This window comes from Propionibacterium australiense, from assembly GCF_003666605.1.
Classification (GTDB): domain Bacteria; phylum Actinomycetota; class Actinomycetes; order Propionibacteriales; family Propionibacteriaceae; genus Propionibacterium; species Propionibacterium australiense.
Genome location: NZ_RCIV01000003.1, coordinates 22098 through 44072 on the forward strand (window position 1 = coordinate 22098; position 21975 = coordinate 44072).

General features: G+C 66.7%; 23 protein-coding genes. 3 read left to right on the forward strand and 20 right to left on the reverse strand.

Features of this window, described 5'->3' with window-relative positions:
• Window positions 1-8 precede the first annotated feature (8 nt).
• The 17 genes from eutC to pduA form a co-directional block, all read right to left on the reverse strand.
• Entirely contained in the window at window positions 9-926 is a 918-nt protein-coding gene (eutC, locus tag D9T14_RS04100; RefSeq protein ID WP_119162264.1) for an ethanolamine ammonia-lyase subunit EutC, read from the reverse strand.
• Between the two features lie 14 nt (window positions 927-940).
• Window positions 941-2311 carry an ethanolamine ammonia-lyase subunit EutB gene (locus D9T14_RS04105; protein ID WP_269471260.1) on the reverse strand — a complete coding sequence of 457 codons (1371 nt, stop codon included), beginning with the start codon at window positions 2309-2311 and terminating at the stop codon, window positions 941-943.
• Between the two features lie 37 nt (window positions 2312-2348).
• The gene (locus tag D9T14_RS04110; RefSeq protein WP_119162225.1) at window positions 2349-3824 is read right to left on the reverse strand and encodes an ethanolamine ammonia-lyase reactivating factor EutA; all 1476 of its coding nucleotides are present in this window, start codon (window positions 3822-3824) and stop codon (window positions 2349-2351) included.
• 601 nt (window positions 3825-4425) lie between these two features.
• A complete protein-coding gene (locus D9T14_RS04115) occupies window positions 4426-5841 on the reverse strand; it encodes an aldehyde dehydrogenase family protein (protein ID WP_119162226.1) in 1416 nt (471 codons plus the stop codon).
• The gene (locus D9T14_RS04120) at window positions 5838-6899 is read right to left on the reverse strand and encodes a cob(I)yrinic acid a,c-diamide adenosyltransferase (RefSeq protein WP_119162227.1); all 1062 of its coding nucleotides are present in this window, start codon (window positions 6897-6899) and stop codon (window positions 5838-5840) included. The genes D9T14_RS04115 and D9T14_RS04120 overlap by 4 nt, the downstream gene beginning before the upstream one ends.
• Before the next feature lie 5 nt (window positions 6900-6904).
• Complete coding sequence (locus D9T14_RS04125; RefSeq protein ID WP_119162228.1) at window positions 6905-7177, reverse strand: EutN/CcmL family microcompartment protein; 273 nt, start codon at window positions 7175-7177, stop codon at window positions 6905-6907.
• A gap of 2 nt (window positions 7178-7179) precedes the next feature.
• The gene (locus D9T14_RS04130) at window positions 7180-8034 is read right to left on the reverse strand and encodes a flavoprotein (protein ID WP_119162229.1); all 855 of its coding nucleotides are present in this window, start codon (window positions 8032-8034) and stop codon (window positions 7180-7182) included.
• Window positions 8034-8876, reverse strand: coding sequence for an ethanolamine utilization protein EutJ (gene eutJ / locus D9T14_RS04135; protein ID WP_119162230.1), 843 nt, complete (start codon window positions 8874-8876; stop codon window positions 8034-8036). The genes D9T14_RS04130 and eutJ overlap by 1 nt, the downstream gene beginning before the upstream one ends.
• Before the next feature lie 118 nt (window positions 8877-8994).
• Entirely contained in the window at window positions 8995-9273 is a 279-nt protein-coding gene (locus D9T14_RS04140) for a BMC domain-containing protein (protein WP_119162231.1), read from the reverse strand.
• 18 nt (window positions 9274-9291) lie between these two features.
• Window positions 9292-9885: a BMC domain-containing protein gene (locus D9T14_RS14340; protein ID WP_119162232.1), complete on the reverse strand. Its 594-nt coding sequence runs from the start codon at window positions 9883-9885 to the stop codon at window positions 9292-9294.
• A gap of 10 nt (window positions 9886-9895) precedes the next feature.
• Window positions 9896-10255, reverse strand: coding sequence for a glycerol dehydratase reactivase beta/small subunit family protein (locus D9T14_RS04150; RefSeq protein ID WP_119162233.1), 360 nt, complete (start codon window positions 10253-10255; stop codon window positions 9896-9898).
• Entirely contained in the window at window positions 10252-12066 is a 1815-nt protein-coding gene (locus tag D9T14_RS04155) for a diol dehydratase reactivase subunit alpha (RefSeq protein ID WP_119162234.1), read from the reverse strand. Before D9T14_RS04155 ends, D9T14_RS04150 begins: the two co-directional genes overlap by 4 nt.
• Window positions 12067-12111: 45 nt before the next feature.
• Window positions 12112-12654: a diol dehydratase small subunit gene (locus tag D9T14_RS04160; protein ID WP_119162235.1), complete on the reverse strand. Its 543-nt coding sequence runs from the start codon at window positions 12652-12654 to the stop codon at window positions 12112-12114.
• 8 nt (window positions 12655-12662) lie between these two features.
• Window positions 12663-13349 (reverse strand): propanediol/glycerol family dehydratase medium subunit, encoded by a 687-nt coding sequence (locus D9T14_RS04165; RefSeq protein WP_119162266.1) that lies wholly within the window; start codon window positions 13347-13349, stop codon window positions 12663-12665.
• A gap of 10 nt (window positions 13350-13359) precedes the next feature.
• The gene (locus D9T14_RS04170; RefSeq protein WP_119162236.1) at window positions 13360-15021 is read right to left on the reverse strand and encodes a propanediol/glycerol family dehydratase large subunit; all 1662 of its coding nucleotides are present in this window, start codon (window positions 15019-15021) and stop codon (window positions 13360-13362) included.
• 17 nt (window positions 15022-15038) lie between these two features.
• A complete protein-coding gene (gene pduB / locus D9T14_RS04175) occupies window positions 15039-15836 on the reverse strand; it encodes a propanediol utilization microcompartment protein PduB (protein WP_119162237.1) in 798 nt (265 codons plus the stop codon).
• Window positions 15837-15850: 14 nt separating this feature from the next.
• Window positions 15851-16132, reverse strand: a complete 282-nt coding sequence (pduA, locus tag D9T14_RS04180; protein WP_119162238.1) for a propanediol utilization microcompartment protein PduA — start codon at window positions 16130-16132, stop codon at window positions 15851-15853.
• A gap of 421 nt (window positions 16133-16553) precedes the next feature.
• Between pduA and D9T14_RS04185 the strand changes: the two genes are divergently transcribed.
• Entirely contained in the window at window positions 16554-16898 is a 345-nt protein-coding gene (locus tag D9T14_RS04185; RefSeq protein WP_232012271.1) for a BMC domain-containing protein, read from the forward strand.
• Window positions 16895-17320 (forward strand): EutP/PduV family microcompartment system protein, encoded by a 426-nt coding sequence (locus D9T14_RS04190; RefSeq protein ID WP_119162239.1) that lies wholly within the window; start codon window positions 16895-16897, stop codon window positions 17318-17320. Before D9T14_RS04185 ends, D9T14_RS04190 begins: the two co-directional genes overlap by 4 nt.
• Before the next feature lie 109 nt (window positions 17321-17429).
• Here the strand turns inward: D9T14_RS04190 and D9T14_RS04195 are convergent, their stop codons facing one another.
• The 3 genes from D9T14_RS04195 to recO all read right to left on the reverse strand — a co-directional run bounded on the left by D9T14_RS04195 (window position 17430) and on the right by recO (window position 21080).
• Window positions 17430-18563: a 1-propanol dehydrogenase PduQ gene (locus D9T14_RS04195; protein ID WP_119162240.1), complete on the reverse strand. Its 1134-nt coding sequence runs from the start codon at window positions 18561-18563 to the stop codon at window positions 17430-17432.
• Window positions 18514-19836 carry a PocR ligand-binding domain-containing protein gene (locus tag D9T14_RS04200; RefSeq protein WP_170175711.1) on the reverse strand — a complete coding sequence of 441 codons (1323 nt, stop codon included), beginning with the start codon at window positions 19834-19836 and terminating at the stop codon, window positions 18514-18516. The genes D9T14_RS04195 and D9T14_RS04200 overlap by 50 nt, the downstream gene beginning before the upstream one ends.
• 500 nt (window positions 19837-20336) lie before the next feature.
• A complete protein-coding gene (recO, locus tag D9T14_RS04205) occupies window positions 20337-21080 on the reverse strand; it encodes a DNA repair protein RecO (protein ID WP_119162242.1) in 744 nt (247 codons plus the stop codon).
• Between the two features lie 96 nt (window positions 21081-21176).
• On the opposite strand from recO, the gene D9T14_RS04210 reads away from it, so the two are divergent.
• On the forward strand, window positions 21177-21959 hold the full coding sequence (locus D9T14_RS04210) for an isoprenyl transferase (protein WP_182482073.1): 783 nt from the start codon (window positions 21177-21179) through the stop codon (window positions 21957-21959).
• The last annotated feature ends 16 nt before the right edge of the window (window positions 21960-21975 follow it).

Sequence of the window (21975 nt, forward strand, 5' to 3'; positions counted from 1 at the left end):
CTGTCGGCTCACTCGCCGGACCTGTTGACGATTTCGCGCAGCTTGATACCACTGGCCGAGTACTGGATCATCCGCTTGACGTAGTCGACGATGTAGGCGCCCGCCTCCAGCGGGTTGGTGCCGCCGTGCACCGTGATCATGCAGATGAGGTCCCGGTCCGCATCGCTCTTGCCCGGCTCCGGATCGAAACCCATGTAGGCGCTCATGGCATCGGCGATACCAAGGCCCGGACGTTCACCGAGCAGCAGCACGAGCACTTTCGCGTGAATGATCGAGTTGATGTCGTTCATGATGCCCACCCGGCAGTTCTCCACGAAGAACGGCGTGCCAAGACTCAGGCCTGCCGCCTCGAGCCCCTGGCTGAGCACCGGGAGGATGTTGGGCAGGTTGTTGGTCACGGCGGCCGCGGACAGGCCATCCCCCACGACGATCTGCACGTCGGGGTTCTTCGCGCAGCGTTCTGCGACCACGCGGCGTCCCTCGTCGCTGAGCCGACGTCCGAGATCGGGGCGCAGCAGGTAGACCTCCCGGTCGACGGCGGCCGACTGCACCGTGAACAGGTCGAACTGCTCCTTGACCTCCTCGCCGACGACACCGTAGATCGCGTCCTGCGTCACCCCGTGGTCCGCCTGGAAGAGCAGCAGGGTCTCGGTGCGCGGGCGCGCCCCCGCACGCCCCACACAGATGCGGGCGTTCGTCGAGGCGATCAGATTGCGCGCCCCCTCAAGATCAGCCGGGTCCTCGATGCCGCAGCGGGTACGCATCTGCGGTGTGGTCGGATCGGGTACGTCGATGACGAGATCGGAATCGGCCTTCCCGGCCTGCTGGGCCAGGGCGACACCGCCGGAATAGCTGACGTCATTCGCCGCATCCAGCCGCCGCAGTTCCGCGACGATCCTGGCAACGATCTCTTCCACGTTGTCCATGTCGTTCACCACCCTCATTTCCCAAGAAAGATTGTCGCGTCGCCCGCCTTGGCGGTCAGCTGGCCGTTCTTCCACAGGCCCATGCCCTCCATCCACGCCTCGAACTCGGGCAGCGGACGGTAGCCCGTGGCCTGGCGCAGCGATGCGATGTCGTGATAGCTCGTGGTCTGGTAGCTCAGCATGGCGTCGTCGCCCATCGGGATGCCCATGATGTAGGAGCCGCCGGCGACGGCGAAGAGCACCATGAGGTTCTCTATGTCGTTCTGGTCGGCCTTCGCGTGATTCGTGTAGCACACGTCACAGCCCATCGAGATGCCCATGAGCTTGCCCATGAAGTGGTCCTCGAGGCCGGCCCTGGTGATCTGGACCGAGTCGTAGAGATACTCAGGCCCGATGAAACCGACCACCGTGTTCACCTGATAAGGGTCATAACGCCTTGCCAAAGCGTAATTACGGGCCTCCAGGGTGAGCTGGTCGGCACCGAAGTTCGCATCCGCGGACAACGCCGAACCCTGTCCGGTCTCGAAGTACATGTAGTTCGGCCCGGGCACCCAGCAGTACTTCTTCGCCAGCTCGTGGGCCTCGTCAAGCTGCTCGACGCTCGTACCGAAGCTCTCCATGGCCTTCTGGGAGCCGGCGATCGACTGGAACACGAGCCCGACCGGCGCCCCGCGCCGCAGGCACTCCATCTGGGTCGACACATGAGCCAGCACGCAATTCTGGGTCGGGATCTGCCAGTCATCGATGACTTCCTTGGTCATCTCGAGCAGCCGACTGACACTGCCCACCGAGTCGTCGGACGGATTGATACCGATCACCGAGTCCCCCGAACCGAACGAGAGGCCGTCGTAGATCGCCGCACGGATTCCGTCGACGGAGTCCGTCGGATGATTGGGCTGGAGCCGTGAGGCGATCGTGCCGCGCAGACCCATCGTGTTGTTGCAGTGGGTCACGACCTCGATCTTCCGCGCCGCGTAGATGAGGTCCATGTTCGACATCAATTTGCAGACGGCGGAGACGATCTCCCCCGTCATCGCATTACTGATGCGATGGATCATCGCACCGGTTGTCTCATTCGAGAGAATCCACTCCCTGAACTCGCTGACCGTCCAGTTCTTGATCTCACCGAAAATCGTCTCGTTCACGGCATCATCGATCACCCGGGTGACCGAGTCCTCCTCGTACGGGACGACCGGATTCTCCCTCAGAACACCGAGCGGAACCTGGGCCAGGACTTCTTTCGCCGCGACCCGTTCCGCCGCGGAGCCGGCCGCGATACCGGCCTGCTCATCACCCGACTTCCTCTCGTTGGCCTTCGCCAGCAGCTCCTTGATCGAGCTGAATTCATAGGACTTGCCGAACAACTTGGCTCGGAGCAGCATCATCCCACCACCTTGGCACTGACAAAATGACTTGTTTTCCTCATGGTTTTTCACCCTGTTCGGTGTAGAACACCAGTGTTTTGACGGAGACCGGAACGACCCTGCCGTCGAACATCGGTTCACCGATGTCGATGAAGTCGCCCTCACCCAGGTCCACCTGGTCGACGACGATCACTGGCAGGTCCGGTGCCCTGATGTTGATGGTCTGACCGATCACCTGAGCGAAGTCGTGCTCCGTCACCAGAACGAGGGGCAGACCGGTCCTGATCAGCTTGGTCGCGAAATCCGCGCAGCCCTGAGCCACAGCGACCATCTCCGCGTAGTCCAGCCCCGCCGGCAGGTCGAGGTTCACCGCCCAGGGAATGTCCGGGTCCTGACCCGACCAGCGCTGGACGGCAGCGGTCAAGACGTTCTCGACCTGACCGGCATCGGCCAATGAACTCACCGAATCCACCAGGTGCGGCTCGATGACCGGTAGGCTCCTCAGCGGCAGGATGGCGCGGTCCGCCCAGATCGTGGATCCCGACAGGGTCACGTGCTGGCTGGCCGCACCGAGCACCGTCGCGCGCAGGGTCTGCGCCGGTTCTCGCACCACCAGCCGCTGCAGCCGCTGGTTCTCCCGCAAGGATTTCGCCAGCAGGGGGCCGACATCGCCGTACCGGGCGATGTCGGCAAGACTCTCGGCAGGGCACTTCTCGTAGTAGAGACGACCCACACCCCCGGAGAGGAAGTACGCGGCGATGTGATCTGGAAGTTCCATGGGCGGGCTCAGGGCCAGGTTGTTCCCCATCGGCGTCGTGACACCGGTGATGAGGTCGACGATGACGTCGGCCATCGCATCGGTGAGCCTGCGCAGGGAACGGATCGACGGGCGACGCCCCTCGACGAGATCGTCCAGGTGCAGGGCATCGGCGATGATCCGCCCCGATGGAGCCACGTGAACGAGTGTCCCGGTCTCGGGATCGAGCATCACCTGACGGCCGCCCACCATGGCCGCCGAGGAGCTGACATGGTTTCCGGCTGAGAAGACGGCCGCATTGGCCGAGCCACCGCCGATGTCCACATTGACGACAGCGCAGTAGTGCGAGGCCGACCAGTCACAGGCCCCTGACCCGCGCCCCGCGATCTGGGACTCGAGATTGGGACCGGCCACGGTGACGACGAAGTCACCCGCGACATCGGCAAGGCCGCTGAGGATGGCCTCCGAATTGTGCTTGCGCGCGGACTCGCCCGTGATGATGACGGCGCCGGTCTCGATCCGGTCGAGAGGAATCCCGGACCGGGATATCTCGTTGCGCACAAGTCCCAGCAGCGCGTCGACATCGATTTCCTCGGGACTGATGAGCGGAGTGATCGCCGGCTCGCTCTGGTAGAGGATCTCACTGGAACCGACGTCGAGACGGGGAATCGCGCCCGTCCGGCCACGCTGGGTGACCGTCAGCCGCGACAGGACCACCTGTGTCGTTGTCGTACCGACGTCGATACCGATGCTCACCACGTCATCGAGCTGCTGCATCGCCCCTCCCATCGAGTGGCATGCAGCGACGCCCCCCACGGCTGAGTGGCCGTGCATGGCTGCGCCGGAGGAACGAACCGGCCTCCGGCGCGAGACTCCGCGGCGAATGGCGCCACGAACCCACCGGGAGCACCAGGAAAAACCGCTGTGCACTCGTCTTCCGGAAACGACTCCAGAAATGCATCGGGGAACGTTCACCGAACCAGTTCCAAGGGGATTCCCCGAGTACGCACACCGAACCCGCAAGGGATTCGGCCCGGTTCGTCGCGACGGCCTGACCGTCGGCTCTGGCGATTCGCACTCGGCCCCCTTCACGAGGATGAAAGTGTGTTCAGCGGGCTATCGTGAATGATCGTCTGTCAACAGTTGTCAGCATCCCGGTGTTACCCGGGCTGAATCATTCTGAATGACCTCCTCACTCGATTAGGGAAATATACCCTACGATCTTCCGCAGGTCCAATCCGGAACATGGGCGAGGCAGCGCGAAAAACCCGGCAATGCTGCGGGCATGCCGTCGCATTACCGGGAAAACAGTCCGCTTGTCAAGCGGGGCCTTGCCGTTTCGGCAAGGCCCCGCTGGGTGGAAATCTGCTGGTCTAGGTCAGCGCACGGACAGGCTGCCCTTGAGAACACAGCGGCGGCGGCGGGCGAAGTTCCGGGCCGAGGTCAGGCCCTCGCCCGTCGGGCCGGCGATGGTGAAGGTCGGGTAACCCTCACCCCCGATGCCGATGCCGTTGTAGGACGGGCCGTTCTTCACGAAGATCGTGGTCTGGATCCTCTTGCCCATCTTGGTCAGGGCCTTGACGTCGAGCGAGTGCATGATGGCGGTGTGGCGGTTGCCGTGCTCGGCCTCGACGGCCTTGTCGATGGCCTCGTCGACGTTCTTGACACGGACGACGCCGAGGATCGGCATCATGAGCTCGGTCTGGACGAAGGTGTGCTCGAAGGGAACCTCTGCGATGAGCAGGCGGGTGCTCTCGGGCACCTCCATGCCCGCCTCGGCGGCGAGCACGCAGGCCGGCTTGCCCACCCACTTGGCGACGGCGTGGCCGTCCTTGGCGACGAAGGAGGCGAGCCTGGCGATGACGGCGGGGTCCTTGACCTCGACGGCACCGTGCTTGAGCATCTCGAACTTGAGCAGATCGGCGATCGAGTCGACCGCGATGACCTCCTTCTCGGCGGTGCAGGGCAGGTTGTTGTCGAAGCTGGCGCCGTCGACGATGTCCTTGGCGGCCTGCGGGATGTCGGCTGTGGCGTCGACGACGACCGGCGGGTTGCCGGCGCCCGCCCCGATGGCCTTCTTGCCACTGGACAGGACCGACTTCACGATGCCGGGACCACCGGTGGCGACGAGCAGGCGCACCTTGGGGTGCGCCATCATGGCGTTGGTGTTCTCGATCGAGGGCTTCTCGACGGTGGTGATGAGATTGGCGGGGGCGCCGACCTCGGCCAGGGCCTTGTTGATCCTGCGGATCAGCCAGTGGGTGAGCCCGGTGGCACGCGGGTGCGGACTGAAGACCACGGCGTTTCCGGCGGCCAGCATGCCGATCGAGTTGTTGATGACCGTCTCGGACGGGTTGGTGGTCGGGGTGATCGCGCCGATGACCCCGAAGGGCGAGAACTCGATGGTGGTCAGGCCGTCGTCCCCGCTCCAGGCCTCGGTGACGATGTCCTCGACGCCGGGGGTCTCCAGGGCGGCGTAGCGGTTCTTGAGGTACTTGTCATGGGCGTTGCCCATGCCGGTCTCCTCGACGGCGGCCTCGGCCATGTACCTGAGGGCCTCGTCATCGGAGCAGACGTTGCGGATGGTCTGGATGTAGCACTTGCGGTCGCGCATCGAGCAGTCGAGGTACTGGCGCCAGGCCTTGTCGGCCGCCTCGACGGCGTCGTTCATGTCGGCGAAGATGCCATCGCCGAGACAGTTCCCGGTGACGATCCGCCCGCTGGCCTGCCGCGCGACGACCTCCTGCACGGTCTCACGAACGACCTTCGAAATGAGTTCAGGGCTGATGGTCATGAACGGCTCTCCTTCTGGGCTGTTGCTAGTGCATGCGTGATGATCGACTCGTCCTGGTCCGGCGTGCCGCCGGAGGCGCCGATGCCCCCGGCCAGCTCGCCATCGACGAAGACCGGGAAGCCTCCCCCGAAGACGACCACGCGACCGTCGTTGAAGTTCTGGATCCCTGGGATGGGCCCGCCGGGTCCGGAGAGATCCTTGAGTTCGGCGGTGGGCTGCCCGAAGGCGGCAGCGGTGAACGCCTTGTTCTGGGCCGCCTCGATGCTGACGAGCAGCGAACCGGCCATGCGTTCCAGCAGCATCAGGTTGCCGCCCGCATCGACCCCGGCGAAGACGCAGGGCACACCGATCTCGGTGGCCTTCTGCTCAGCCGCCTCGGCCATGAGCTTCAGCGTGGCCAGGTCGTACCGCGGCAGGTCGTGGGGACCCAGGGTGCCGCTTCCGGCCGGGGTGGTGGACCCGGCGAGGACGGCAGCGCCCTCGGGCGTACCGAGCGCACGCGCGACGGTCTCGAGCACGACCTGTTCCACACGGTCCATGTCGTGGTGGTGCTCGGCCAGGCGGGCCAGCGCGAAGAGCGCGTCGGACAGACGATTGAGGTAGGTGATGATCTCGGGGCGGATGCTGTCGGACTCGGTGGCTATCAGCACGCGGCGTTCGGCGCGCCGCACGACGGTGCGGGCGCGGTGGAGGATGCCGGAGATCGGGTCGCGGCCGGGGACGACGAAGTTGCGCTGGGGGCCGGTGACGGCCAGGCACTCGTCGATGAGGCGCTCGAGTTCGGTGACGTCGTCGGCGCCGATCTTGTTGTCGAGGATCTCGCGGCCTGCTGCGTCGCTGGCCAGTTCGGCGGCCAGCGTGAACATGCGCTGCTGGATGTGGTGCAGCGTGGCGCGGATCGCGGGATCGGTCATCGCAGCCTTGGCCTCGCCGATCGTGGAGTTGGCCTCGTCAACGGTGCCGTAGGCCTCGACGAGCGGAGACTGCTTGGCGACCCGGGTACCGCCGAACAGGCCTGTCATGCCCTTGTCCCCGCTGCGGGTGTAGATGTTGGGCATGCTGATCAGGCTCCCCCGAGTTCGACGGTGTCAACGATGCCGACGATCGTGGAGTCGATCGGCGAGTCGGCGCGGGATGCCGCGAAGCGGGCCGAGGAGCCCTTGGTGACGATGACGGTGGCGCCGATGCCTGCGCCGACGGTGTCGACAGCGATCTCGGGACGGCTGATGGGCTTCTCGTCGGCGTCGATGGGTTGCACCAGGAGCAGTTTGAAACCGACCAGGCGTTCGTCCTTGCTGGTCGAGACGACGGTGCCGCGCACCGTGGCGAGGAACATTGTCAGGCCTCCCTGATGATCGTGATGGAGCGGGCAGCAGCGATGTCCGCGGCCATGGCGGTGATCTTCGCGGTGGCCGGGACCCGGAGCGCCGTGCCCTCGGGCAGGCGCTGGACGACGCGCTGGCTGATGAGCTGCTGCTGGACTGCGACGGCGCCGGACGCCGAGACGGGTACCGGGACGGTCGGCGCCGGGGGCTTGGCGGCCGTGGCGGCGGGTGCCGGGCAGGCGCCGAGCCGGCGCAGCAGCTCGTGCCGGCTCATCCGGCAGGCCGTGGTGATCGGGGAGATCCTCGCGTGATCGATGCGCTCGTAGGCGGCAAGCACGGTGCGGGCCAGGGCGCTGGCCCGAGCGGTGCGCACGCCGAAGCTGCGGAGCGTGCAGAGATTCTCCCGCATCATCTGGGCGTAGCCCTCCGGAATCGCGCCGAACCACCGCTGCTTGTCGGGGTCATCCGGATCGCAGGCGGACGACGAGACGACGACTGGCTTGCCGGCCAGCAGATAGTCGTTCATGAGATTGCTCCCCAGGCAGTCCGCCACGCCGTGCGCCGTCTTCGCCGCGATGTTCTGGGTGAGGGTCGGCACGATGAGCATGTCGTGGCTGCCGGTCAGCTGCCTCGTGGCGGCGCTCATCCCCAGAGCACCGATCAGCTCCTGGTCGAGGATGCGTTCGGCGCTCGGTGTCTGGACGAACTCGAGCGCGACGCCCTCCTTGAGGAGCATGGCGAGTTCGGGGATCGTCTTCTCGAAACCGATCAGCGCTCCGGTGAACAGCACGAGGGCACGGCGGGGAGCCGGGGTCACCAGCTCGGCAAGAGTGCTGCGGATGACTGCGCGCAGATCATCGGCGTTCATCAGTGAATCTCCTTTGCCGTCATCGGAATGCCCAGCGGGGTCACGAACAGGGGTTCGACCGGCCGCAGGACCGGTCGGCCCAGACGCGCGGCGAAGACATCGGGGGCGTTGGGGAAGGAACTGGAGCCGCCCACCAGGTAGACGATGGGCACGTCGATCCCCTCGAGGGCGCACTCGGCGATCGAGGCCATCTTGTCGAGCGTGGGGCGGATGATGCCCACCACCTCGTCACGGCGGGACGGGTCCTTCTTCATGACCTCGGCCTCGTCATAGGGCATCTGGTAGGCGCCCGACAGCACGAGTGTCATGTGGTGCCCGCCGGTCGGCTCGTCGACGGACAGGCTCACCCGGCCCTGCTCCAGGACCGAGACCCCGGTGGTGCCGTGACCGATGTCGATGACGCAACCATCGGTGATGCCGAGCGCACGGGCCGCGGCGACCGGCTCGTCGACGACCTCGGCGACGTCCAGGTCAGCAGCGACCACGACGTTCTCGAAGACCTTGACGTCACCCGCACCGATACCCGGCGGGATCGACACCGAGGCCTTGTCGAAGCGGTGTCCCAGACGGTCCTGCACGTCCCTGGCGAGCTCGCGCACCGCGCTGGTGGCACCGAGCCAGTCGACGACGACACCATCCCGGACGACCGTCGAGTGCACCCACCCCCCGGCAACGGGACGGTCCGCGGCGTCGACCACAGACACGACGATGTTGGCGGTGCCGAGATCGACGCCGAGCCGCAGCTCGCCCTCGTAGTCCTCGACATCGCCCGTGCGCACGAGCTCGGCGAACCGCTGGATCAACCGTTCTCGTTCCGACAGTGCCGTCGTGTCCGTGGTCATCGTTGCCTCATCTGATCCGTTGGGTGGGACCGCGGCCGTGTTCGGCCGGTGCACCGGTCGCCCCTGCGTTGAACCGCCTCAGGCGGGCTGGCTTCTCATCCGTCCTCGATGGTCGGCCTCAGCCCTGCTTCGGCAGCAGCTTCTCCACGTCGCTGTGCGGACGCGGGATCACGTGGCGCGAGATGACTTCCTCGCCCACGTTCGTCGCTGCCGTGTACCCGGCGTCGACGGCGGCCTTGACCGCACCGACATCGCCGCGCACCATCACGGTCACCAGCCCGGCACCGACCTTCTGGTAGCCGATCAGCGTCACATTGGCGGCCTTCGTCATGGCATCGGCGGCCTCGACGGCTCCGATGTAACCCTTGGTCTCGATGAGACCGAGTGCTTCACCCATGGTTCTTCCCTCCTCTGGTTATTTCTTCTCGGCCTGCGGCTTGTCGTCGCCGGCAGACGTCTTCCTCTGACTGGACGAACGGCTGCTCGTCCGCCTGGCGCCGTCCTTGCCCGCCGCAGCAGGCGACTTCTTCACATCGGCGGCCACCTCGTGCTCGGCGGCCTGCTCCGATGGCGCCTGGCCGGTCTCGGCGGCCTGTTCCGGTTCGGCAGCAGGCTCCGGCCCGGCGGGCGGTGTGCTCTCGGCAGCAGGCTCCGGCCCAGCCGCCTGCTTGCTCTTGGCGGCCTGCTTGGCGGCCTGGTCCACCGAGGTGGGGGCACCGAGGCCGACGGTGGCCGGGGACAGCACGACGCCGCCGAGCTGCGGATTGGGACGCGGGATCACCGAGACAGCGAAGACCGTCGACACCCGTGCGGCGGCCGCCCGGGCAGCGGCGATGGCCGACTGGACGGAGGAGACCTGGCCCTCGATCTTGACGGTGACCATGCCGGCCCCGTCCGTGGTCTCGTAGCCGATGAGCCGGACGTCCGCGGCCTTCACCGCGACATCGGCGGCCTCGATGGCCGCCGGGAGACCGAGGACCTCGATCTCGCCCAGGGCGTTCGTGAGCATTGTGTCTCCTTCACTCATTGGTGACCACGATCAGTGGCATGCGTTTGACGAGTCGTGCCGCATTCGCGCCCATGTCGCGGACGTGTGTCCGGGCCGCGTCGACGTCGAGCGTGATGTAGGGCCTGGCGGGGTCGAGTTTCTCCGTCGTGATGACGATCTGCCGGGTGCTGAGGCCGACGCCCACACCCAGCCGGGAGGCCAGCGCGGCCTCGTGGGCCAGCACGGCGGCGTCGGAGGACTCGCCGCGTGTCACCAGGTGCGGGACGCCCTCCTCCTCCATGCCGAAGCCGATCTGCTCGATGATCTCGGCGCTCGCGCTCGAACTGGCTCTGATGCCGATGGTCGGCCTCTCCTGCTCGACGGGTCTCATGACTGGTCCTCCCAGGAGAGCACCAGTCCGGTGGCAACGGCGTTGCGCGGGCCCTCGGTGCCACGGATGTTGGCCCGCCCTGCGACGACGCGGTACTCGCCGAGCGCCTTGGTGACGAGCTGCGGGATCTCGAAGTCCAGGGCCGAGCCACCGACCAGGACGACATGGGCGATGTCGCGCACGTTGCGAGTGGGGCTCACCGAGGCCAGGGCCCGCAGGGCATTTGTCACGAAGACGCGTTCCTTGGCGCGGATGCGAACCTGGCGGATGACCTCCAGCGGCTGCCGCAGGGGCAGCGGGATCATGCCCTCGGGATGAAGGATGACGGTGCGCGCGAACAGCTCGGGTGCGAGCGGCTCGTCGAAGAACTGGGCGGTGCCGTCCTCGTGACGGATGTTGAACAGCGTCTCGACACGGGCCAGCGGGTAGCGCTTGATGTTCTCGGCGACATCGGTGCCCTCCAGCCCGAGTTCGGAGGCGATGAGCAGCGTCACCATGTTGCCGGCGCCGGCCAGGTGGATCGAGGTGGCCCTGTCGCCGTCGCGCAGCACCGAGGCGTCGGTGGAGCCGGCACCCATGTCGAGGATGGCGATGGGCCTCGACGTGCCGGGCGTGGTCAGCGCACCGCGAATGGCCATGTCGGCCTCGACCCCGCCGATCTCGACGCGGATGCCGAACTGCTTGGCCATGTCATCGGCAATGCGCTGCATCTGCAGGCGATCGGCCTTGACCATGACGGCGATGCCAACGGCGGCCTCCAGGGAGAACTCGCCGGCCAGGCCGCCGGTGACGGACTGGGGAACCTGGGTGTCGACGGCGAGGAGGTCGGTGATCTCGACGCCGGAGGGGTCGCGGTCGGTGAGCTGGCCCATCGTGACGCGGACCTTCTCCATCATGCCGCCGATGTTCGTGCCCGGCTCACCCTTGATGTCCTGCAGGAGCCCAGCCTGAGCGCCGACGCGCATGATCTCGTCGGCACCGGCCTCGACGTCGACGTCCGTGCTGCGTTCGCCGATGAAGTGCAGGGTGCCCGCCGGGATGTGCCGTTCGGTAACGTCACCGGCCGGGGTCTTGATGACCACGGCGGAGCGGTTGCCGACCAGGGCGCGCGCCATCGGGACGACCGAGGCGGTCTCGGACGGGGAGAGCTCGAAGAGCGTGGCGATGCCGTAGGGGTTCGACAGCGTCTCGATCACGCGGCCGGCCTCGGCCACCTCGATCGCCGCCGGCATGCCCGTGGGCACCTTGTCGATGAGCCTGACCTCGTCGATGATGGGGATCTTGCGCTCGAGACGGTTGTTGACGAGGACGCCGTCGTCGAGCTGCAGGATCGCACCGGTGATCCTGACGCGACCGGCGTGCGCGTTGATGAGTTCGGCCACGGCTCGGAAACCGTGGGTGCGGTCGGCGACGACGATGTACGACTCCCCCGCCCTGGCGAGTTCGAGGTCATCGACCCTGATCGTCGTGCCGACCGCGACACCGAGCCCGCCGGGCGTGGCGGGATTGTGCCCGATCATGGTTGACTCGGTGATGATCGTCTCGGAGATCGTCTCCATGGCCACATCGCCGATCACCGGTGCGGCCTCGTTGATGCGGATCAGATCGAGTTCGCCGATCTCCCGACCCGCCTTCTTGAGGGCGACGGTGAGCGCCTGGAACACGCCCTGGGTGTTCTGGGGCGTGCCCTTGATCCCTGTCGTCGGGATGGTCGACGCGGACAGGAACCGCGGGGTGGCACCGTCAGAGACTTCTGCCAGTGCCACCTCCGTGGTGGCGTTGCCGATGTCGACGCCGGCGATGAGGGCCATGGGACGAATCTCCTGTGACGTTGGGGTGACCTCGGCGAGCAGCTGTCACTCGCTGTCCTTGAGGCGGCCGCGCTTCTCGTAGACGTCGGCCCCCTCTCGGATGAAGGCCGCGTTGATGGTGCAGCCGTAGTCCTTCTCCAGCTTGTCGGCGATGGCGTACAGCTCGGCCTTGGTCGAGCGGTACGGACGCAACGCGTTGTAGACCTCGAGCAGCTCGTCGTCGGGGACGGCGATGAGCTCGGCGGCACGCCGCATGTTGCGCGCCAGTGAGTCACGGCCGTCGGACTCGGCCACCTGGGCCTGCAGCTCGAGGGTCTCGGGTGCGATGCGGAAGTCCTCGGCCTTGAGTTCGCCGTTCTTCACCTTCTCGAACGAGAACTCGGTGAGCGGGCGACCATTGGCGGCCTTGATCTTCTCCGGCACTTTCTCGCCGAGCGGGTACTGGGACTTGTCGACCCGGTCGGCCCGGGCCGGGGACGGTGCCGCAACAGCCGCGGCGGTGTCCTTCTTGGCGAAGGTCACGTTGTCCTGATTGAGGTTCGCCATGACCTCGCTCATGATCTGGCGGATCAGTTCTTCCGAATCCATGGCTTCTCCTATCGGTACTCGACCCGAAGGGCCTGGGGCTTCTTGCTCAGATCGCAGAGGCCGGCTTCCTTGAGGTGGAACAATGCTGCGATGGCCTGGTACTTCGGACGGGCCATCTGGTCATTGCGCACCGGCACTGGATCGGGTGACTCGCCCTTGGCGTAGCGGGCGGCGTTCTTGCCGATCGCACGGAACGTCTCCAGGTCGATCAGGGGCGCCTGGCTGAACAACTCGAGGTTGGACAGCGGAGGCAGATCCTTCTGGTGGATCACCGTGGTACCGCGGGACTGGATACCGATGCCAACGCCTGAACCGGAGTACTCCGCTGCGTCGTGGGCGATGAAGCCCACGTCGGCCGTGCGGAAGATCCGGATGAAGCGGTAGCTCAGCCCCTCCTCCTCGATGCCGGCGCAGACCTCACGGATCACGTCGGCATGCGGCAGGTCGATGATCGTCTTGTTCATGACGCCGCCGAAGGCGGGCGCGAGGGCGATGACGACCTCACGAGGATTGGTGCCACGCTCGGCCGGACCATCCTCGGTGACGACCAGTTCCTCGCCGTCGCCGAGCGGCTCGGCCGATGCCACGGTGGTGGCAGCGGCAGCCCGGGCCGGTGCGGACGCGACGGGGACCTGACCGCTGGTGAACTCGCTGACGACCTGTTCGATGATGCTACGGAGCGTCTTCTCATCCATGGTGCTCACCTCAGATGCTCTCAGGGCTGATGGCCTGGCGGATGTTCGACAACTGAGCCCACTTCTCGTCGCTGATCTGGTAGCCCGTGAGCGGACCAGCGTAGGTGTTGGGGTAGTTGACGGCGCTGATCACATGGAAGTTCTCGTCCAGGATCGCCGAGGTGTGCAGGTAGTCGCCGGCGACGCGCTGGGTCAGCATGCTGTAGACGTACTCGGCGACGTCCTCGAATCCGCCGCGGATCAGGGCCTGGACGATGTCGACACCGGTCAGGCCACGATTCATGAGATCCTCGGCGGCCTTGAGGTCCTCGACCACGTTGCGGACCGGCATGTCCTCGGAACCGCGGGCGTAGGTGGCGGCCTCGACCTCCTCGTCGGTGATCTCGGTCAGGCCGAGCTCACGGAAGATGGCCTGGATGGCACGAGCGGCCTTGTTGCGAACCCGGACGACCTCCTCCTCGGTGACGGGCACGAGGCCGCCATCGATCTTGAGATCGCGCTGGATGACCAGCCAGTCGTCGAAGTCGTCGGCGTCCCAGTTGGAGCCGGCGAACATGTTGTCGTAGTTCGGCGTGGCGGAGTAGCCCGAGCAGATGAAGTCCGTGCCGGGCACGAACTGCATGAGCGAGCGGGCGACACGGCGCAGGTCCGAGTGCGTGAAGGTCTGGTCGTTGGACGAGGCGCACTCCAGGTCGAGGCTGACCGCGATGAGGTTCTCGGCCAGGACCGCGCGAATACCACCGGGCACGGCAGCCGGAACGCCGATGCAGGACACCGAGCCGTTCTGGATGCCCTGCGAGCCGGCGCCCTTGGTGAAGTAGAGGCAGCGGGCCTCGAGGTACAGCATGGACTTGCCCTCGGCGTAACCCATCTGGACCTCGGAACCGGTGCCCGAGGTGAACCGCATCTTCAGGCCACGGGACGCGTAGCAGGAGGCCAGGAAGGCCTTCGACCACGGGGTGTCGTCGCCGTCCATGAAGACCTGCTCGGTGCCGTACACCGACACGGTCTCGGCGTAGGCGGTGAAACCGCGCATGCCGAGGGCGAGCTCGGTGGCCTCCTCGACGGAGCACTGGGTGAGGATGCCCGGACGACCCACCTGGGAACCCACCATGTTGGCGATGGCGTTGAACGGCGCGTAGCGCACGATGCCGACCGTCGTCTCCTCCTCGGCGAAGCCGCGCAGCGAGCCCTCTGCGGCGTCGGCGGCGATCTGCACCGGGTTGTCCTTGACGTTCGTCACGTGGGCCTGGTTCGCCGGGAACAGCCGTGAACGCATCTTCGTCACGGCCATCATCATCTCGAGCACGTTCATCGTCCCGACGACCTCGACCATCTTGGCGGGGGTCATGGCCGTCGTCAGCTTCACGACCTCGGAGCGCGGCACGCGGAAGTCGACCATCTTGCGGGCCAGCTCCAGCGAGGGGGTCGCGTTGACCTCCACCGCGTTCTCCAGACGAATGCCGTAGTCGGCGATGAAGGTGTCGATCATGTCGAACTCTTCACGCTTCTTGCCGTCGAGCTCGACGACCACACCGTTCTCGATCTTGATCGAGGGAGTGGGATCGGCCGGCGAGTTCATGGCGATGAGGCCCATCTCGGGCCACTCTTTCACATAACCGTCCTGGCTGACTGGACGTGCGTCCAGCGCCTCGAAACGCTTGCTTCTCACGAAAGACGCCTCGTTTCTCAGATGTACGGGGTGGTGGTCGACACGGGAGTATCGCCCATGGCGCCGAGCAGCCCGAGGCCGACCTCACGGGCGGCGACGATGGCCTGGCGCACGGCGCCGGAGTCGCCGGTGAAGGCCGAGATGACCTCGTTGGAGTAGCTGGTGCCGCCGTTGCCCGGGCTGGAGTAGCCGATGACGTCGATCGTCGAGGCCTTGACCGCGGTGTCGGCCAGGACGACGCCGATGGCCGCCGGAGCCCCGACCGTGATGCCGAAGGACTTGCCGAGCGGTGCGCCGAAGGCCTTGTTCAGGGCGTAGGACGCCCGGGCCGTGTACTGGAACTCCAGGTGCCCGGCATCGTTGCCGTAGACGTCACCGAAGGTGCGCTCGAGTTCGCCGAGGGTCACCTCGACGGCGCGGCGCGCGTCGGAGACGTCCTCGGCGCCGAAGACGATGAGCGAGCCGTGGCCGGCGCCGCCCTTGGTGTCACGCGGGAGCTCGATCGAGATGATCTCGGTGTTGGTGGCCTTGACACCCTCGTCAGCGGCGAAGATGTGCGGACCGGCACCGGTGCGGTCACCGATGATGCCGATCGAGCGGAACTTGGGGTCGATGCCCATCAGCTTGTGCAGCTGCGGGTCGACGTTGGGGATGACCAGACCGATGGTGTCGCCGAGCTCGGTGGCCCCCACGAACTGGGTGGCCTCGGGAACGGTGAGCTGACGCTGGACGGTGGGCGCCGCAGCGGGTTTGTCAGCGGAGATCTTGTTCATGACGGCCGACATGATCTGGTCGACGAGCTGATCGTTAGCCATTTTCGGTCAACGCCTCACTTCTGGTCGACGGACGGGAGGATCTTCTCCACATCGGTGTGGGGACGCGGGATGACATGGACCGAGACGAGCTCGCCCACGTTCTGCGCTGCGACGGCACCCGCGTCGGTGGCTGCCTTGACGGCACCGACATCGCCGCGGACGAGCACGGTCACCAGGCCGGAACCGACCCGCTGGCTGCCGATGAGTACGACGTTGGCCGACTTGACCATTGCATCCGCGGCTTCAACAGCGGCGACGAAACCCTTCGTCTCCACCATGCCAAGGGCTTCTTGCATTCTGAACTCCTCCGTTGGACTTGATACGAGCCGCCATTGGCCACCCGGCCACGGGCGGGACATACCAAAAACTTTAGGGCATGAATCCAGAGAGAAGGTCATTCAGCGCTCTACATTTTGGCCCGATGTCGACCGCGGGCCGATGACCAAAAAATCCCCCTCGGAACCAAAAAGGTCAACAACTCGTGACACATCGCACGGCTCGGGGCGGTGCGGACAGATTCATGTCCGAAGGCTTGACAGCAGCGCCCCTCGCCGCGCAAGAATAAGCTCTTGCGTGGTCCCGCCGACCGCGGGTGGTCGGCCTCGGAGTACCCGCCCGAGGCAGCCGACCGGTCACCGGATCCTCGACCCGCCGCACCGGGAACACGTCCACCGCACAACTGGCCCCCTCGTGGCGGGGCCGGCCGGATGAGAGGCGATGATGGCCGAGAAGCAGCGCATCATCCAGGAGTTCGTCCCGGGCAAGCAGGTCACGCTCGCGCACGTCCTGTCGAATCCGGACGACGGCCTGTACGCCAAGATCGGCCTGCCGAACGACGGCAGCGCGATCGGCATCATGACGATCACCCCGAGCGAGGCCGCGATCATCGCCGCCGACGTGGCGACCAAGGCCTCGAGCGTCGACCTCGGCTTCGTGGACCGGTTCTCCGGTTCCCTGGTCGTTCTCGGCCGGCTCGCCGATGTCGAGGCCTCGATCGGCGCGGCAACCGAGACCCTGTGCAGCGATCTGGGATTCGCCCCCGCTCCCCTGACCCGCACATGAAGCGCCTGCTCATGATCGGCAGCGTGGGCTGCGGCAAGACGACCCTCATGCAGCGCCTGCACGGGCGTGAGATCAGCTACGAGAAGACCGAGACGATCAACACCGAGGACAACGTCGTGGACACTCCCGGCGAGTACCTCGAGCTGCCCTTCTACAAGCACGCCCTGCGCCTGGCCTCCTTCGATCGTGACCTGGTCGTCATGCTCGCCTCGGCCACCGTGGCCGAGGCGAAGTTCCCGCCCGGTTTCTCGACCTTCTTCACGGTTCCCTCGATCGGTGTCGTCACGAAGATCGACCTCGCCGAGCAACCCGCGATCGACATGGCGGCCGCCCACCTGCGTGAGGCCGGCGCCACCGAGATCTTCTTCGTCTCGGCCATGACCGGGGAGGGCATCCCCGAGCTCGAGGAACGCCTGAGCTGAACGAGCCGGGGCGGGCTGCCGGCCTCGGGCCGACCTCGGCCACCGGGTGATCGGGGCAGACCCCACGACAGACGGGCCGCGCGGGCCCGCGCGGCCCGTCGGAGAACCATCAGACCAGTTTGCGCAAGATCGCCACGATGTCCTCGCGGGTGGGCTCGACGGGGTTCCCGCTGCTGCAGAAGTCGGCCAGGGCGGCACTGGCCAGGTCGGGGATCGCCTCGAGGAATTCGCGCCTGTCGACACCGGCCTCGGTGATCCTGGCGGGCATCTCGATCTCGTCCCGCAGTCTCTCGACGCGACGGATCAGCTTGAGGACGAGGTTGCGCTCGTTGGTGGCCTGCATGCCGGCATGGAAGGCCAGCTTGTAGTACCGCTGGGCCACCTCGGACATGGAACCGCCGATCGACAGGTCACCCGCGTTGAAGGCCATGACGTGCGGCATGATCATCGCGTTGAGCCGGCCGTGGGCCACGTGGAAACTACCGCCGATCGAATGAGAGATGCCGTGAACGATGCCCAGGCCCGCGTTCTGGAAGGCGACGCCCGCCATGGTGGCGGCGTTCTGCAGGTGATCGCGCGCCACCAAGTCGTCGCCGTCCCGATAACTGCGGGGCAGATAACGGAAAACGATGCGCACCGCCTTCTCGGCAAGGGCGTCGGCCAGATCGTTGTGGCCCTTCGCGACGACCGCCTCGATGGCGTGGCTGAGGGCATCCATGCCCGAGTCGGCGGTGAGCCTCGGCGGGCAGGTACGCACCGCCTCGGGGTCGAGGATCGCCACGTCGGCGATCATGCTCGGGTCGGTGAGAGGAACCTTGGTACGGGTTCCGGGATCCGTGACGACCGAGAAGGAGGTCACCTCGGATCCGGTACCGCTGGTGGTCGGGATGATGATGAAACCGGCCGGCAGTTCCCTGCCCTGCTGCCGGGCCATGTGACGAACGGCCTTGGCAGTGTCGATGGGCGAACCGCCCCCGAGACCGATGAGCGCCTCGGGGTCGAACTCGAGAAAGGCCTTGACGCCGGCCGCGACGGCATGGGTGTCGGGATCTGGATGAACCTCGGAGAAGACGCTCACCTCGGCATCGCCGAGACGTGCCCGCACCTGGTCCATGAGCGGGGCCGCGGCCATGAAGGCATCGGTGATGATGAGGACACGACGGCCGCTCAGGGTGCTCAATGCGCCGAGCGCATCAGGCCCGGAGACGACCCTTGTTGGAACCTGGAACTGCAGCACCGGCATGCCTTTCCTCGCGCGACAGACAATGACGCCGGTACTCACTCGGAGACATTCCAGTACTCGCCCGGAAAACCCTGGAGAAATAATTCACCTGACTGAAGTCAAGCTCGGCAGAAATTTTCTGAACCGGCATCTGGGTCGACGCTAGCATCAGCTTCGCCCGTTCGACCCTGCGACCGGTGACATACGACACAAATGTGCACCCGGTGACTGATTTGAACAACTTCGACAAGTGCCCGGGCGACCAGTGCAAGGAATTTGCGGCCTCGGTGAGCGAGATCGCCTGTTCCGGGTGGCGGGCGATGTCGTTGAGCAGGTCACCGATCTCGCGGTGCCGGCGCGGATGCTGACGCTGGTACTCGTCGAGGACCATGCAGATGAAGCGTTCGGCGGCCAGCTGCGCCTCGTAGCGGTCCAGATCACCGCGTTGCCGCTCACGGACCATGAGCTGACGCAGCTGGACGACGATGCGAGGTGAGCAGACCTTGGCCGCGGCCAGGATCATCTCGTCCAGGCGAGTGCGTCCCTCACGGACCTGGTCGAGGACGCCGTGCGCGTACGCGGCATCGAGGACCGTCACGGCCTCGAGAAAGGCCGAACGCAGGTCCTCACGTCGGATGGCGGCGGTGATCACCTCGGTGGGATTGTGCCGCTGGGTCTCGGGGGAGCGCTCGTCGGCCGCTGTGCTGCGCGCAGGTGGCACGAGGGACAGTGCCCGCTTGGACGACTCATCACCGCCGACGGCCCCGACGTCGCCCAGGCCGAGCTTGTTGTGGATGGCCAGGTCGACGATGTTGTGCAGACCGAGAAGGGTCGCGGCGGCCGCCTCGAGCCTGCGGCGGCTCACCACCGGCACCTTGTTGTAGAGCTCCTCGAGATGAGGATCACCGTGCCAGTCGGACTGGGCCAGGAGGGGCTCGGGCATCTCGTGCTCGGACATCCTGACCTGCCCGCAGAGGATGGCACCGACGTAGGCGTCGCCGTCGGTGAGCGGGATCGAGAAGTCGACCAGGCCGGCATGGCACCGGTAGACCTGGGGGGTGCCCTCGAGGAGGGCCTGGAGCCCACCGTGAGCGTCACAGCCATGACAGGCCTTGGAGCGGAGGGGGTCGGAACGCATCGCACGGCAGAACTCCGTGAAGGCGCACAGCTGCGTCACCGGGACACCCTGGGTGTCCACTGCGACCGTTGCCAGCCCGGTGGCTCCGGAGAAGCCCTCGAGGACTCTCTGCAGCTCTTCGGGATTCGGTCGTCTCGGCATCCTGGACTCGGACATCAGCGACCTCCGGGACTCAGGGTATCCCAAGTGAGAAGGTCGTAAAAGATGACTCATCGTGGGAAATTTCTCACCCAGCCCGCGCCCAGACCGAGAAGACCACTCGATACCGTCCTGACAAGTGAGAACTTCCCGCCACTGGTGGGAGCGGGGACCCTAACCGTGGCCCCACCCCCACCAGGGCGACACGCGGGGAGCTCGTCACGCGCGGGCAGCGTGGCGTGTCGGATCGTGAGGTCGGCACCCGGTGCCTCCTGCGTGCATGGCGATCGCCGGCGACGTCACAAAGTCGCTGGGCCACGCCGCATGCGGCGAGCAGCGCCCGGCCGCACGCATCCACGCCCATGCCGACAACGTCGTGACCAACGACGACTGGGTGAGGCCGGTGGAGGAGATCGTGCAGTTGCCGGACGGCTCCCGCCGCCGATCGGCTGCCGTCGGCCCGGCGGTTGGTCCGGGGGCCGCCACGATGCCCGGTCGCATCCCGCCCGGTGCCCGGATCACCCGTACGGGACCATCTGGAGGGCCCGCAGGCCGTGGTCCATGTGCCAGGTGGTGAAGGCCGAGACCAGGCCGGCGGTCCGGTGCTCCACCTCGGCGCCGACCCCCCTCGTCGCCGGCCAGTCACCGGTGCTGAGCGCACCCATCAGCTCCCAGCAGGCCCTGTCGGGACGGGCCGAGCCGGGCGGCCGGCACGCACTGCACACCATGCCCCCGGCGGCGGGTGCGAACCACTCGTGGGGACCGCCCAGCCCGCACCGCGCGCAGGATTCCAGCACCGGCGCGTATCCGGCGGCCGCCAGCGAGCGCAGCAGATAGGAGCTGAGGATCATCGAGGCCGGACGGGGCCCGTCACTCGTCCCCTGACCCAGGACGCGCAGGGCGCCCTGGAGCAGCAGGTACTGGCGCTGGGAGGGTTCGTTCTCGACGGCCATGAGCCGGTCGGCGACCTCGAGCATCGTCTCACCACTGGCGTACAAGGTGAAGTCCCCGACGAGGGCGGCACCGTAGTGATGCAGGGACTCGGCCTGGGTGACCACGTCGAGACTGCGGCCGACCGCCAGTTGCACGTCGACGTGGCTGAACGGTTCGAGCCGCCCGCCGAACTTGCTGGAGGTGCGCCGCACTCCCCTGGCCACTGCGCGCACCTTGCCGTGCCGTCGGCACAGCAGCGTGACGATGCGGTCGGCCTCACCCAACTTGTGGGTCCTCAGCACGATGGCTTCATCACGATACGTGGGCACGGCCCCATTGTGCCGCTGCGCCCGCCCGCATCCGGGCAACCGGGCCGGCCGGCATGTTCAGGCGGCAGCGAACGCCCCACCACTAGGCTGGTGCTCGTGAACGCATCGTCCCCTCGCCCAGCGCGCCCGCCCGATCCGCATCCGAGCGGCGCCAGGCCCCCGCAGATCCCGGCCGAGCTGCTTCCTCGCCACGTGGCGATCGTCATGGACGGCAACGGGCGCTGGGCGAAGGCCCGCGGCATGGCCCGGACGAAGGGTCACGAGGTGGGTGAGAAGGTACTTATCGAGGTGCTGCAGGGCGCCATCGAGATGGGTATCGGCACCTTGTCGGTGTACGCCTTCAGCACCGAGAACTGGCGCCGCTCCCCCGACGAGGTCCGCTTCCTCATGGGCTTCAGCCGCCGTATGATCCACACCCACCGGGACTTCATGGACGAGCTGGGCGTGCAGGTGATCTGGGCGGGACGCAAGCCGAAGCTGTGGACGAGCGTGCTGCACGAGCTGCAGGCCGCCGAGGCCCAGACCAGGGGCAACACCGTGATCAACCTTCAGCTGTGCCTCAACTACGGGGGACGCGCCGAGATCGCCGACGCGATGGCGGCCATGGGCCGCGACGTCCGGGACGGCAGGCTCAACCCCGACCGGATCAGCGAGAAGACGGTGCAGCGATACCTGTACCACCCGGAGGCCGGTGACGTGGACCTGTTCATCCGCACCTCCGGCGAGCAGCGGACGAGCAATTTCCTGCTGTGGCAGAGCGCCTACGCCGAGCTGCTGTTCAGCGACAAGCTCTGGCCCGACTGGGACCGCCGCGATCTGTGGGCCGCCGTGGAGCAGTACGCCCGCCGGGACCGCCGGTTCGGTGGGGCCCAGGCCTGAGCAGGAGCCCTGCCGT